We start from the raw sequence: 13138 nt of genomic DNA, 5'->3' as shown, positions 1-13138 counted from the left end.
CGGCTTTTTATGCCGCAAAAGCTGAAATGGTTGAATGCAATTATATTGACAAAATACTTTTGCTACATCACCGTATTTGCGCGCTCGCCGCCCTGAAGCTACTGCCAATGGCAAGTCGCAAGCCGTGTCACAGCAGCAGTTGCCGCACGTCGTAATACAGGGCCGCAGGCACCTGCACGCAACCATTGCCCAGGCTGCGCTCCCGGGCAGCGAAGCGACGCTGCGAAGGCAGGCGCGCGCCCTGATCGGTGATGCCTTCGAACAGCTTCTCGGCGCGCACGCGGTCTTCGAGAAAGTCACCCTGGCTGAAGAATCGGGGGTCGAACGCCAGCACCAGTTCGCCGTGACACGGCGCGGCGCCGGCGCCGTCGTCCTTGGCGCGCGACTCTCTGCTGGTCATGTCGCCGATCAGCGGGCCGGCGAGCAATTCGATCATCGTCGACAAGGCCGAGCCCTTGTACCCGCCGAACGTCAGCATTGCGCCCTGGTCCAGCACGGTCGCGGCGTCGGTGCTCGAAGCCCCATCGGCATCTATGCCCCAGCCCGCAGGCAGAGCGCGCCCGCTGCGGCGGTACAGCTCGATCTCGCCACGCGCCACGGCGCTGGTCGCAAAGTCGAATACATAGGGATGCGCGCCAACGCGCGGCCAGCCGAAGGCAATCGGATTCGTGCCGAACACCGGCCGGCGCCCGCCCGCAGGCGCGACCCACGAATGGCTGGGCGTCATGGCCAGCGCGGCCACACCATGCTCCACCAGGGCTTCGACTTCGGGCCACAGGGCCGAAAAGTGATAGCAGTTGTTGATGACCAGCGCCGCGACGCCGGTTTTCGCGACCTTTTCCAGCAAGACCTTGCTGCCCACTTCGAACGCCAGCTGAGAGAAGCCGAACTGCGCATCGACGGCAACCACGCCCGGCCCGCGGTCGCTCACGACAGGCGTGGCATCGCGCACCACGGCGCCGTGCTGCAAGGTTCGGGTGCACGACAGCAGGCGGTAGATGCCGTGCGAGTGGCACTCGTCTCGCTCCCCGGCCGTGATGACGCGCGCAATCGCCTGGGCCTGGGCTGACGAGAGGCCATGGTGGGTCAGGACGCGCAACGAAAGATCATGCACTTCTTCCAGCGTCAGCGTGATGCAGGCCGGGGGCGCGGCGGAAGATGCGACGCTTTGCGGCGCGCGCAGGGGGAATGTGTCGGGCGTAGAGTTCACGAGGCGCTCCTCAGGATAGAACAGGGTCGTGATGGCAGCGAGGAGGTCTTGCCACTGGCTTGGATGCAGCGCTTCGTCGAACGGAAGACTGCGTGAAATAAATATATTATTAAGATACTTGAACCCTGTCGATGGGGCCTAACCCTTGCCTCGCAATTCAGATGGCCTGCTGCTTGCAATTTTAAAGATACTTAAAATATATTTACGCCATCTTCATGTCTGGTATCTTCTGCATGCAGCGGTTTTCCCCGGCTACGGGCACGCGGCAAGGCCGGGCGTCTGCGCCCTGCTGGCGCCAGGGGCCATGAAGAAGCAAAACCGGCCATTCACCACCATAGACCTCACCAGGACATGTTCATGCAAATCACCGGCGAAATGCTTATCGGCGCGAGTTTCGTTCGCGGCACCGAAGGCCAGCAGCAGGCGTTCAATCCCGCCACCGACAAGCCCATTGACGCCCCCACCTTCGGCATGGGTGGCGCCGACGAAGTCGACCGCGCGGCCCAATTGGCCGCCGACGCCTTCGACCCCTATCGCAGCCTGCCGCTGGCCAAGCGCGCCGAGTTCCTCGAAGCGATTGCCGACAACATCGTGGCGCTGGGCGACACCCTGATCGAACGCGCCCACGCCGAATCCGGCCTGCCCATCGCGCGACTGCAGGGCGAGCGCGGACGCACCGTCGGTCAGCTGCGGCTGTTTGCCAAGGTGGTGCGCGACGGCCGCTTCCTGAGCCCAACCATCGACCAGGCCCAGCCCGAACGCACGCCCATGCCGCGCTCCGACCTGCGCCTGGCCAAGATGCCCCTGGGCCCCGTGGCGGTGTTCGGCGCCAGCAATTTCCCGCTGGCGTTCTCGGTGGCCGGCGGCGATACCGCCTCGGCCCTGGCCGCGGGCGCGCCGGTGGTGGTCAAGGCGCACAGCGCGCACCTGGGCACGTCCGAGCTCGTCGGCCGCGCAATCCAGAAGGCCGTCAAGGACCTGGGCCTGCCCGAAGGCGTGTTCTCGCTGCTGATAGGCGCGGGCCGCAAGCTGGGCGAGGCGCTGGTCTCCCATCCGGCAATCAAGGCCGTGGGCTTCACCGGCTCGCGCCAAGGTGGCCTGGCGCTGGTGCGCGCCGCCAACGCGCGTCCCGAGCCGATTCCCGTCTACGCCGAGATGAGCAGCATCAACCCGGTGTTCCTGATGCCCGCGGCCCTGGCCGCGCGCGCCGAAGCCATAGGCAGCGGCTTTGCCGATTCCCTGACCATGGGCGCGGGGCAGTTCTGCACCAATCCCGGCATGGTGGTGGCGATAGGCGACGACAACGTGCAGCGCTTCATCAGCGCCGCCAGCAAGGCATTGGCCGCCAAGGCGGCCCAGACCATGCTGACTCCCGGCATCCATGAGGCCTTTGTTGCGGGCACGGGCAAGGTGGACGGCGTCGAAGGCGTGGAGAAAGTCGCCCAGGGACTGGCCGCGGGCGGCCAGCCCAATGCCGCCCAGGCCGCGCTCTATGTGACCGACGCCCAGCGCCTGCTGTCGTCCCCGGTGCTCGAAGAAGAGATGTTCGGCCCGGCCTCCATCGTCATCCGCGCCAAGGATTTCGAGGAAGTGCTGCAACTGGCCGAGCACCTCGAAGGCCAGCTCACGGTGACGCTGCAGATCGATCCGGCCGACTACGCCGACGCGCGCCGCCTGATTCCCGTGCTCGAACGCAAGGCCGGGCGCATCCTGGCCAACGGCTTCCCCACGGGCGTGGAAGTCTGCCATGCCATGGTGCACGGCGGCCCCTTCCCCTCCACATCGAACGCCATGTACACATCCGTGGGCGCGACCGCGATAGACCGCTTCCTGCGTCCGGTGTGCTACCAGGATCTGCCCGATGAACTGCTGCCCGCAGCCGTTCAGCAAGCCAACCCGCTGGGGCTGTCACGCGTCGTCAACGGCGATCTCGAGAAAGCCTGAGCGCGGCTCGGGCGCCGCGGCCCTGCATGTAGGGCCGCGGCAATAAAAAAACCTCGCAAGCCAATGGCTTGCGAGGTTTTCAATCTGGTGGGTGATGCAGGGTTTGAACCTGCGACCCCTGCCGTGTGAAGGCAGTGCTCTACCGCTGAGCTAATCACCCGAATTTTGAGGTGCCTGGCAGCATGCCCGGCCAAGCCAAAATTCTAACAGTGCGGCGTGCGCCCGAAGGGAAAATGCCGCATATTTTTGCGCCTGCGAACGCCGATCAGGCAAAAGCTTCGTCCAGCGCAGGCGCCGACAGATAGCGCTCGCCCTCAGCCTGCAGGCGGTCGAAATGCCACTGCACGGCTGCAATCTCCTCGGCATCCTGAACCGGATCCAGTCCCGCATAGGGCTGACCGTGATAGTCGCCGCGCCACGCCAGCACATCCTGCAGCGCGCCGCGCTGGGCGTAGATTTCGCGGATCGCCAGGCATTCGGCGTCGTCGCCTGCATCGGGATGGTGCAGCGCATAGTGCACGGCCAGCGCGGCGCCGAACGCCAGCGCCGACGCCTCCACGCCCTGGGCACGGGCCATTGCCAGACTGCCCAACACGCGTTCGTCGCGCTGCAGTTTTCGCAGCGGATCGCGGGCTACGCGCGCGCAAGGATCCTTGAACGCGAGTTCGCAGCGGCGGCGGAAAGTGTCGATGAACTCGGGCAGGCGCGAAGCCATCGCCGGGAATGCCGCTTGCAGTGCAGGCGCAAGCTCGGCGTCGAGCAAACGGTTCATCAGCGCCTGCACGCGCGCATCGCCCATCGAATGGCCTATGGTCGGATAGCCCAGCAGCGCCGCATACCAGCCGATGACCGCATGCGTGCCGTTCCACAGCCGGTTCTTGAGCGTCTGGATTTCACCGATGTCGTCGACGGTGTCGATCTGGCGCAGATGCTCGAGCAGGTTGCCGCCACGCTGTGCATACAGCGGCATGTCCGTCTCGGCGTGGAACAGGATCAGGTGCAGCGGCGCCAGCGCGCTTGCGGGCTCGCCCGCGTCGCGCAGCGTATTCACGATCGGCGTGATGGCCTCCATCTGTGCATCACCCAGGTCGTCGCCCCACCCTGCATGGTCCGCGGCCGACTCGCGCACCGCAGCGACATTCTTCTCGTAGAGATCACGCTTGATGCGCAGCTGACGCACCAGCGCTTCTTCGGTCAGTTTGGAAACGATACGCGTGACCACGGTTTCACAGAAATGCGTGCGCGCAAGTATCTGCTCGCACTCGCCGGCCGGCAGTGTCGACGCCAGCGCGGCGGCCACCTGATCGCGCACGAACTGCGCACCGCCCACCTTGTTGAGCACCACCAGCACCGTCAACGGCCGGCCATGCGCCGCGCGCCGCTCGGCCAGGCCCTGGGCAATCACTTCGGCCTGGGTCGCGATCGCCTGCTCGGGCAGGCACAGGGCCACGATCTCGCAATCGCGGTACATGCCCGCAACGCAAGGCACGTCAGCCGCGTCGATCACGCGCATGTTCTCTATGGTCTGGTCGAACGCCAGGCTGCCATAGCGCACGCTGAACCTGCCGAATGCATTGACCGCCTCGCGCAGCAGCGCATTGCCCGTGGAAGCAATGATTTCGCCGGGCCGGGTATAGCCATCCCAATGCGAGAACACCTGCGCCAGATAGCCTCCGCCCATTGCGCCAAAGCCATGGATTGCGGCCTTGAGCTGGTTCACGGCCTGGGGAAAAGGATCGGTCACCGCAGGCATGGCCATCTTCGGCGTCCAATCCGAGAGATCGGCCAGGAAGCCGCGCAGATCGGCGTAGCGGGCGAAGGCGCGCGCCGCGACTTCGGGGCTGGGCGGCTTGATGTCTTCGACCAGAATCGCCACCCCGCCGGCATCGGCCGCAGAGCGCAGACCGTTTTCCGAATCCTCGAACATCAGGCTGCGTTCGGGCAGGCTGTTGAGCGCTTCGGCAGCACGCAGGAAGATCTCGGGGTGGGGCTTGCCGCGCGTGACCTCGTCGCCGCAGACACAGAGGTCGAAGTACTTGAAGATATTGGCATTGATCAGGTACTCCTCGGCGATCGCGCGGCGGCTCGAGGTCGCCACCGCCATCTTCAGCCCCGACTTGCGCAGGCGCTCGAGCACCGGCAACAGGCCCGGCTTGATGGGCACGCCATGGGCACGCACATGCGCGAGCTCCAGTTCGTCTGCGCGCCGGCGAATGGCCGCATAGGGAAATGCATCTCCGTAGTGCTGTTTGGCAAGCTCTTCAGCCTTGGTGGCGCTCAGGCCCAGCGAGCCCATGAGCACGGCTTCGGTGAAAGGCTTGTCGAACAGTTCTTGGGATGCCTGGGACAGGGTTCTGAATCGCAATCTTTCGGTATCGAACATGGTCCCGTCCATGTCGAAAATTGCGGTGTCGATTTGCTTGTCCTTGAATTGAAGCATCCAGATCCTTTCTGTTTTCTTGCTGCAGTGCAGCAAACATTCTGACCCCAAACGTTCTCAAACGAAAATGGCGTGTCAAAAGATCCGAAAGGCCCGGACAATGCTTAGGTTACTTGACGAACGCAAAAAACCCTCTTGAACCGGAATTCAAGAGGGTTTCAAATTGGTGGGCGATACATGGATCGAACATGTGACCCCTGCCGTGTGAAGGCAGTGCTCTACCGCTGAGCTAATCGCCCGAGCATCCGGCACAGGCCAGACCTCGAAATATGGTGGGTAATACATGGTTCGAACATGTGACCCCTGCCGTGTGAAGGCAGTGCTCTACCACTGAGCTAATCACCCATACTGACTGATCATCTACCAGTCAAGACTTGAATTCTAGCATCAAGATTTCGACCATTTGACAAAGCTTATCTATTTTTTGCGTTGGCCATGCCTCGGCGGTGTTCAACGCCGGGCGCCGCATCATACGTGCAAGACCATATCGACGAATTTTCTTGCCGGCAGCGAGATGTTTTCCCGGCTGCGCATCGCTATCACCAGCCTGCGCTTGAGGTGCAGACCCGCTATCGGTCGCATGACCAGCCCGGCGCCGTAGGTGAGCTTGCCGGCAATCTTAGACGGCACCACCGCCAGACCCAGGCCTGCGGCGACCATGCGGCATACGCACTCGAAACTGCGCACCTGAATGATGACCTTCCACGGCACGTTGAGCAGTTGCGCCTGGGTATTGATCATCCGGCTCAGCGAACTCGTGCGCGCCAGGGCCACGAAGTTGCATTGCAGGGCGGCCTCGAACGCGATTGCCGCCGAGGAGACCAGCGGGTGACCAGCCGGCAGCAGGAAAACCAGCTCATCCTCATCACAGACCACGCGCTCGAGCGCGCCCATCACGGTGTTCTCGCCGACGATGGCCAGCTCGACCATACCCGTCTCGACCGCGCGCACCGCATCCTCGCTAAGCACGTCTTCCACATCCAGGGAAATGCCGGGATACAGCTGGTGGTAGCGTGCCAGCAGGTCGGGTAGAAAGCCCGACGAAGCCGTAGTGTTGACGGACAGGCTCAACTGCCCTGTGGCCCCGCTCTCGAAATCCTTCATCGAGTAAACCAGTCGCTCCAGCCGCGCCAACACCTGCAGCGCGTGCAGATACAGGCTTTGCCCCGCTGGTGTGGGCACCACGCCCCGTTTGCTGCGCACCAGCAGCTGGACTTCCAGGTGGTACTCCAGCGCCGCCATGCGCTTGCTGGCCGCCGCCAGCGAAATGCCACTGCTATGCGCGGCACCCGTGAGGCTTGCGAAGTCCACGGCAGACACAAACAGCTGCAGTGACACTGGGTCTATCTTGTGGAGGTGGAGAGGGCTCATGCTTAATCAAATTCGAACGATGGTTGAATAAATACATTGAATGAAAAGCAAATATTAAGGAAGAATGACCCTATTGCAAACCAACAAATAGAGAGACAAGCAATGAACCAAGCTATCCGATGGGGCCAGCTAGCCCTGGGCGCGACCCTGGCCGTGGCGGGCATCGCCAACGCGACTGCGAGCGACTTTCCCGCCAAAAGCATCACGGTGGTGGTGCCCAACCCACCCGGAGGAGTCGTTGACGCGGCCGCGCGCCTGGTGTCCGACTCGATGACGAAGACGCTGGGCCAAGCAGTGGTCATCGACAACCGGGGCGGCGCCAGCGGCAACATTGCCTACCAGATGGTGGCGCGCGCACCCAAGGATGGGTACACGCTGCTTGCTTCGTACTCGGCCTACCACGTGGGCAACCCCAGCCTGTTCAAGAAACCGGGATGGGCGCAAAGCGATCTCGTTCCCGTGGCCATGCTGGTCAAGGCAGCGAACGTGATTGCCGTACACCCCTCGATGCCCGTCAAGGACCTGCCCGAACTCATCAGTTACGCGCAGAAGAACCCCCACATGATCAATTACGCCTCTCAAGGGCCGGGTTCGCTGTCGCACGTGGGCACAGCGTTGTTCGCACAGATGACGAAGACCGAACTGGTGCATGTTCCCTACAAGGGGTCAGGCCCCGCGATGCAGGACGTGCTCAGCGGTCAGGTGCAGATGTTCATGAGCACGCCACCGTCCGTGGGTCCGCATGCGAAAACCGGCAAGCTGCGCGCGCTGGCGGTCACGAGCAAGAAACGCCACCCGATGCTGCCCGATGTGCCGACCACGGCCGAAGCCGGTCTGCCCGATTTCCAGCCCGAAGCCTGGGTCGCGCTTTTCGCGCCCGCGGGCACGCCCAGCGAGGTGATCAAGAAGATGGCCGCCGCCGTGAACACCGCGCTCGAATCGCCGCCAGTCAAGCAGCGTGCAGAGCTTCAAGGCATAGACCCTGTGGTGATGTCTCCGCGCGAAATCGATGCGCTGGTGCTGGCGGACACGGCGCACTGGAGCAAGATCATCAAGGCAAACAAGATCAGCGTGGATTGATATGCAGACCCATTACCGAATCGGCCAGATCGTCCCGAGCTCCAACACGACAATGGAGACGGAAATACCGTACATGCTCTGGCAGCGCCAGCGCGTGGAAGCCGAGCGCTTCACGTTTCACTCGAGCCGCATGCGCATGCAAAAAGTCACCAAGGAGGAGTTGGCCGCAATGGATGCGGACTCCGACCGTTGTGCCCTCGAACTCGCGGATGCGCGTGTGGATGTGCTGGGCTACGCCTGCCTGGTGGCAATCATGAGCATGGGACGCGGCTACCACCGGGTCGCGCAGGCCCGACTGCACCAGCGCACGCGCGATGCCGGCGGACCCGCGCCCGTGGTCACCAGTGCAGGCGCCCTGGTCGACGGACTCAAGGCCATGGGCGCCAAAAAGGTTTCCCTGCTGGCGCCCTACATGAAGCCCTTGACCGCCCTGGTCATCGACTACATAGAGAACGAAGGCATTGAGGTGGTGGACAGCATCTCGCTGGAGATTGCCGACAACCTCGAAGTAGGCCGGCAGAACCCTGATGCGCCCATAGAGATCACCAGAAAGCTCAACACCCGGGGCGCCGATGCCGTGGTCGCTTCCGCCTGTGTGCAGATGCCCTCGCTGAGCTCTATCCAGCCCATCGAGGACAGGCTGGGCCTGCCGGTGATCTCCTCCTCGGTCGCGACCACCTACATGATGCTCAAGCAGTTGAACCTCAAAACCTATGCGCCGGGTTTTGGCTCGCTGCTCAGCGGACGCTACTGAGCTGGCGCGATAACAACAAAAAACCCTCTTGAGCCAGAAACTCAAGAGGGTTTTCAAATTGGTGGGCGATACATGGATCGAACATGTGACCCCTGCCGTGTGAAGGCAGTGCTCTACCGCTGAGCTAATCGCCCGAATCGCTGTTGCGACCAGACCTAAATTATGGCACAGCTTTTGCGGCGTTCAGGCCGCACTGCGCCAAATAGTTTTGGCACCGCTGGACTTGTCGATCTGCACCAGCACCGCTTCGTGCTCCGCGCATTCCTGTTCGCTGGCCTGGATCACGGGCAAGGTGAGGCTGCGCAGATCGAGTGCAACAATGGGCAGGCCGGACGCGTCTTCCTGCGCTTCGTCGCTGATCAGCAGCGCGTCCTGGCCGCGCGTCAGATTGATGTAGACATCGGCCAGCAGTTCCGCGTCCAGCAGTGCGCCGTGCAGCGTGCGCCCGGAGTTGTCCACGCCCAGGCGATCGCACAGCGAATCGAGCGAGTTGCGCTTGCCCGGATAGCGCTCCTTGGCCATGGCCAGGGTGTCGATCACGCCTTCGACCCAGCTCTTGAGCGGCGGCTTGCCTGCGCGCTGCAGTTCCTTGTTCAGGAAGCCTACGTCGAACGGCGCGTTGTGGATGATGATCTCGGCGCCCTGCAGATAGGCGAGGATCTGGTCGACCTGCTGTTCGAAGCGCGGCTTGTCCTTGAGGAACTCGGTCGTGATGCCGTGCACCCGCAATGCGTCTTCGTGGCTGTCGCGGCCCGCGTTGAAGTACATGTGCAGGTTGTTGCCGGTGAGCTTGCGGTTGAGCAGCTCCACGCAACCGAGTTCGATGATACGGTCGCCGTTCTCTGCGGACAGGCCCGTGGTTTCGGTATCAAGGACGATCTGGCGCGACATCTCAGTGGTTTTCCTTGGCGTGGTTGATCGAGTACTTGGGGATTTCGACGGTCACATCTTCCTGGGCCAGGATGGCCTGGCAACTCAGGCGCGACAGCGGCTCCAGGCCCCAGGCGCGGTCCAACATGTCTTCTTCCTCTTCCTCGGCTTCGTTGAGCGAGTTGAAGCCCTCGCGCACGATCACGTGGCATGTGGTGCAGGCGCAGACCATGTCGCAGGCATGCTCGATCTTGATGTTGTTGTCCAGCAGCGCTTCGCAGATCGACGTGCCGGCCGGCACCTGCAGTTCAGCGCCCTGGGGACAGTATTCGGCGTGGGGCAATATTTTGATGACAGGCATGGGTTCTCTTCTATGGCAATCAGGAAATGCTGTGGACGTTCTTGCCCGCCAGGGCCTGGACGATGCCGCGGTTCATGCGCTGGGCCGCGAAAGCTTCGGTGCCCTTGGCCAGGGCCTGGGTCGCGGCTTCAACCACGGCCGGGTCGCTGGAGCCCTGCTGCTCGCGCAGCGCAGCCATCAGGGCATCGACGGTGGCGCGCTCGGCGGCACTCAGCAGGTCGCCGTCTGCATCCAGCGCGCTCTGCGTGGCGATCAGCATGCGGTCGGCGTCCACGCGCGCCTCGACCAGCGCACGCGCCTGCATGTCCTGCGCCGCCGTGGCGAAGCCGTCCTGCAGCATGCGTGCGATCTGTTCATCCGACAGGCCATACGATGGCTTGACATCGATATGCGCTTCCACGCCGCTGATCTGCTCCTTCGCTCCCACCGACAGCAGGCCATCGGCGTCGACCGTGAAGGTCACGCGTATGCGCGCCGCGCCCGCGGCCATGGGAGGAATGCCGCGCAGCTCGAAGCGCGCCAGGCTGCGGCAGTCGGCCACCAGATCGCGCTCGCCCTGCACCACATGGATGGCCAGCGCCGTCTGCCCGTCCACATAGGTGGTGAAATCCTGGGCGCGCGCCGTGGGAATCGTCTCGTTGCGCGCGACGATGCGCTCGACCAGACCGCCCATGGTCTCCACGCCCAGCGACAGCGGGATCACGTCGAGCAGCAGCAGGTCGCCGGCCGAACTATTGCCTGCGAGCTGGTTGGCCTGGATGGCCGCACCCAGCGCCACGACTTCGTCGGGGTTGAGATTGGTCAGCGGCGTCTGGCCGAAGAAGTCGCCCACAGCCGTTTGCACCTGGGGCATGCGCGTGGAGCCGCCCACCATGACCACGCCTTGCACTTCGTCCTTGGCGAGTTCGGCGTCGCGCAGCGCGCGGCGCACCGCGGCCAGCGAGCGCGCCGTGAGTGCCTCGGTAGCGGCGTAGAAATCGGCGCGCGCGACTGCGTGCTCCACGGTGCCCGTGGACAACTCGGCGCGGAAGGTGGCGCTCTCGGCGTCCGTCAGCGCTTCCTTGCAGCGGCGCGCGGCCAGCCGCACCGCGGCCTTGTCTTCGGCGCTGGGCGCCTGCGCGCCGGTCTGCCCGAGCACCCATTGCGCCAGCGCGGCGTCATAGTCGTCACCGCCCAGGGCTGAATCACCGCCCGTGGAGATGACTTCAAACACGCCTTGCGTCAGGCGCAGGATGGAGATGTCGAAGGTGCCGCCGCCCAGGTCGTAGACCGCGTAGACGCCTTCGCTGGCGTTGTCCAGACCGTAGGCAATGGCCGCTGCCGTCGGCTCGTTGATCAGGCGCAGCAGGTTGATGCCGGCCAGTTGGGCCGCGTCCTTGGTAGCCTGGCGCTGGGCGTCGTCGAAGTACGCGGGCACGGTGATCACCGCGCCATAGAGTTCGTCGTCGAAGCTGTCTTCCGCGCGAAAACGCAGTGTGGCAAGGATTTCTGCGCTGATTTCCACGGGCGTCTTGATGCCGGCGCGCGTCTGCAGCGAGACCATTCCGCCCTGCCCTTCCTGCTGGACGAAAACGTAAGGCAGGTGGTTCGCATCGGCCACGTCATTGAGGCCACGGCCCATGAAGCGCTTGACCGAGACAATGGTGTTTTGCGGATCGGTGCTCTGGGCCGCGATGGCGGCGTCACCGATCAGGCGCTTGCCCTGCTCGGCATAGCTCACGATGGACGGCAGCAGCACGCGGCCCTGGTCGTCGGGCAGGCATTCGGCAACGCCGTTGCGCACCGCGGCCACCAGGGAATGGGTCGTGCCCAGATCGATGCCGACGGCAATGCGCCGCTGGTGCGGATCGGGGGACTGACCGGGTTCGGAAATCTGCAAAAGCGCCATGGGAACTCTCGAAAAATGGGGTGCAGGCGCCTGCCTGAGCAGATCGCGCCTTCCAGAAAAACAGGGGGTGCTTCAGAGCCGCCCGCAGAGATGTCTATTGTTGCAGTTGCTCTCGCCGCGCCTCGATGTCGCGCGCAAAACGTGCAACAAACATAAGGGCTCTCACCTGCTGGGCCGCGCCCGCGGGATCCTGGGCTTCGTCGAGCAGCCGTGCGCATTCGGCCAGCAGGCTGCGCCGCGCTTGGGACACTTCGTCGTCGAGCCGATCGACATCGGCTTCGGTCTGCGCGTCCTCGAGCGCTTCGCGCCATTCCATCTGCTGCATCAGGAACGCCGTGGGCATGGCCGTGTTGTCCTCGGCGCGCAAGGGCGCACCGCGCAACTCGCACAGGTAGGCCGCGCGCTTGAGCGGGTCCTTGAGGCGCTGATAGGCCTCGTTGATGCGCACCGACCATTGCATGGCCACGCGCTGGGCCGCCGCGCCCTGGGCGGCGAAACGGTCGGGGTGGGCTTCGCGCTGCAACTCTTTCCAGCGGCTGTCAATGTACGTACGGTCCTGCGCGAACTGCGCGGGCACGGCAAATAGCTCGAAGTCGTCGGATTGGAGGTTCATATCAAGAAAAAACCGCCAGCACGCAAAGTGGTGGCGGTTGTTGTGTGCGGGAAAAAATCGCCGGCAAAACGCAGAGTTCTAGCGTCTTCAGACGCGGAAGCTCTCTCCACAACCGCAACGATCGCGCTCGTTCGGGTTGTTGAACTTGAAGCCTTCGTTGAGGCCTTCGCGCACGAAGTCCAGCTCGGTGCCATCGATATAGGCCAGGCTCTTGGGATCGATGATGATCTTCACGCCGTGGTTCTCGAACACCATGTCTTCGGGCGCCTGATCGTCGACATACTCGAGCTTGTAGGCCAGGCCCGAGCAGCCCGTGGTCTTCACACCCAGACGCACGCCCAGCCCCTTGCCCCGACGGGACAAGTAGCGGCTCACATGCCGGGCCGCCGCATCAGTGAGCGTGATGGCCATCTTAGGCGGCCACCACCGCTGCGTGCTTGGCACGGTAGTCGTTGACTGCTGCCTTGATGGCGTCTTCAGCCAGGATGGAGCAGTGCACCTTGACGGGCGGCAGCGCCAGTTCTTCGGCGATCTCGCTGTTCTTCAGCGCCGCGGCCTGGTCCAGCGTCTTGCCCTTGACCCATTCGGTGACCAGCGACGACGAAGC

12 protein-coding genes and 4 tRNA genes are annotated in these 13138 nt (G+C 63.6%); 3 read left to right on the top strand and 13 right to left on the bottom strand.

Features of this window, described 5'->3' with window-relative positions; all coding sequences use genetic code 11:
- Positions 1–127 precede the first annotated feature (127 nt).
- On the bottom strand, positions 128–1183 hold the full coding sequence (locus RR928_RS12035) for an Ldh family oxidoreductase (protein ID WP_442881911.1): 1056 nt from the start codon (positions 1181–1183) through the stop codon (positions 128–130).
- Positions 1184–1567: 384 nt separating this feature from the next.
- Between RR928_RS12035 and RR928_RS12030 the strand changes: the two genes are divergently transcribed.
- Positions 1568–3154, top strand: coding sequence for an aldehyde dehydrogenase (NADP(+)) (locus tag RR928_RS12030; protein ID WP_332682648.1), 1587 nt, complete (start codon positions 1568–1570; stop codon positions 3152–3154).
- Positions 3155–3239: 85 nt separating this feature from the next.
- Here RR928_RS12030 and RR928_RS12025 read toward each other — a convergent pair.
- The 5 genes from RR928_RS12025 to RR928_RS12005 form a co-directional block, all read right to left on the bottom strand.
- Positions 3240–3314, bottom strand: a tRNA-Val gene (locus tag RR928_RS12025).
- 105 nt (positions 3315–3419) lie between these two features.
- Positions 3420–5594 (bottom strand): bifunctional mannitol-1-phosphate dehydrogenase/phosphatase, encoded by a 2175-nt coding sequence (gene mtlD, locus RR928_RS12020; RefSeq protein WP_332548315.1) that lies wholly within the window; start codon positions 5592–5594, stop codon positions 3420–3422.
- Between the two features lie 164 nt (positions 5595–5758).
- Positions 5759–5833: transfer RNA gene (locus RR928_RS12015), tRNA-Val, on the bottom strand.
- A 31-nt stretch (positions 5834–5864) separates the two neighbouring features.
- Positions 5865–5939: transfer RNA gene (locus tag RR928_RS12010), tRNA-Val, on the bottom strand.
- A gap of 123 nt (positions 5940–6062) precedes the next feature.
- Positions 6063–6914 (bottom strand): LysR substrate-binding domain-containing protein, encoded by an 852-nt coding sequence (locus RR928_RS12005; protein WP_332682646.1) that lies wholly within the window; start codon positions 6912–6914, stop codon positions 6063–6065.
- Positions 6915–7067: 153 nt separating this feature from the next.
- On the opposite strand from RR928_RS12005, the gene RR928_RS12000 reads away from it, so the two are divergent.
- Positions 7068–8045, top strand: coding sequence for a Bug family tripartite tricarboxylate transporter substrate binding protein (locus tag RR928_RS12000; RefSeq protein WP_332537367.1), 978 nt, complete (start codon positions 7068–7070; stop codon positions 8043–8045).
- A 1-nt stretch (position 8046) separates the two neighbouring features.
- Complete coding sequence (locus tag RR928_RS11995) at positions 8047–8799, top strand: maleate cis-trans isomerase family protein (protein ID WP_332537369.1); 753 nt, start codon at positions 8047–8049, stop codon at positions 8797–8799.
- 59 nt (positions 8800–8858) lie between these two features.
- On the opposite strand, the gene RR928_RS11990 is transcribed toward RR928_RS11995, so the two are convergent.
- The 7 genes from RR928_RS11990 to RR928_RS11960 all read right to left on the bottom strand — a co-directional run.
- Positions 8859–8933, bottom strand: a tRNA-Val gene (locus RR928_RS11990).
- A 49-nt stretch (positions 8934–8982) separates the two neighbouring features.
- Positions 8983–9690, bottom strand: coding sequence for a DNA polymerase III subunit epsilon (gene dnaQ / locus RR928_RS11985; protein ID WP_332537371.1), 708 nt, complete (start codon positions 9688–9690; stop codon positions 8983–8985).
- Between the two features lies 1 nt (position 9691).
- Entirely contained in the window at positions 9692–10030 is a 339-nt protein-coding gene (fdx, locus tag RR928_RS11980) for an ISC system 2Fe-2S type ferredoxin (protein WP_332537372.1), read from the bottom strand.
- A 19-nt stretch (positions 10031–10049) separates the two neighbouring features.
- Positions 10050–11918 carry a Fe-S protein assembly chaperone HscA gene (gene hscA / locus RR928_RS11975; protein ID WP_332537374.1) on the bottom strand — a complete coding sequence of 623 codons (1869 nt, stop codon included), beginning with the start codon at positions 11916–11918 and terminating at the stop codon, positions 10050–10052.
- A 94-nt stretch (positions 11919–12012) separates the two neighbouring features.
- Complete coding sequence (gene hscB / locus RR928_RS11970) at positions 12013–12531, bottom strand: Fe-S protein assembly co-chaperone HscB (RefSeq protein ID WP_332537376.1); 519 nt, start codon at positions 12529–12531, stop codon at positions 12013–12015.
- An 87-nt stretch (positions 12532–12618) separates the two neighbouring features.
- Positions 12619–12942 carry an iron-sulfur cluster assembly protein IscA gene (gene iscA / locus RR928_RS11965; protein ID WP_159913525.1) on the bottom strand — a complete coding sequence of 108 codons (324 nt, stop codon included), beginning with the start codon at positions 12940–12942 and terminating at the stop codon, positions 12619–12621.
- Between the two features lies 1 nt (position 12943).
- Positions 12944–13138, bottom strand: a 195-nt coding sequence (locus tag RR928_RS11960) for an iron-sulfur cluster assembly scaffold protein (RefSeq protein WP_332682642.1), incomplete at its 5' end; no start/stop codon positions are given.

Source organism: Comamonas sp. (assembly GCF_036666375.1).
Lineage (GTDB): Bacteria > Pseudomonadota > Gammaproteobacteria > Burkholderiales > Burkholderiaceae_C > Comamonas.
The sequence above is the reverse complement of the archived record's forward strand: the minus strand, read 5'-3'. Positions and strand labels throughout refer to the sequence as shown.

Excerpts from the sequence above, each read along its gene's own strand:
- RR928_RS12000 (WP_332537367.1), top strand. The coding sequence starts at position 7,068 with ATGAACCAAGCTATCCGATGGGGCCAGCTAGCCCTGGGCGCGACCCTG.
- hscB (WP_332537376.1), bottom strand. The coding sequence starts at position 12,531 with ATGAACCTCCAATCCGACGACTTCGAGCTATTTGCCGTGCCCGCGCAG.
- fdx (WP_332537372.1), bottom strand. The coding sequence starts at position 10,030 with ATGCCTGTCATCAAAATATTGCCCCACGCCGAATACTGTCCCCAGGGC.
- RR928_RS12030 (WP_332682648.1), top strand. The coding sequence starts at position 1,568 with ATGCAAATCACCGGCGAAATGCTTATCGGCGCGAGTTTCGTTCGCGGC.
- iscA (WP_159913525.1), bottom strand. The coding sequence starts at position 12,942 with ATGGCCATCACGCTCACTGATGCGGCGGCCCGGCATGTGAGCCGCTAC.
- RR928_RS11995 (WP_332537369.1), top strand. The coding sequence starts at position 8,047 with ATGCAGACCCATTACCGAATCGGCCAGATCGTCCCGAGCTCCAACACG.
- hscA (WP_332537374.1), bottom strand. The coding sequence starts at position 11,918 with ATGGCGCTTTTGCAGATTTCCGAACCCGGTCAGTCCCCCGATCCGCAC.
- dnaQ (WP_332537371.1), bottom strand. The coding sequence starts at position 9,690 with ATGTCGCGCCAGATCGTCCTTGATACCGAAACCACGGGCCTGTCCGCA.
- mtlD (WP_332548315.1), bottom strand. The coding sequence starts at position 5,594 with ATGCTTCAATTCAAGGACAAGCAAATCGACACCGCAATTTTCGACATG.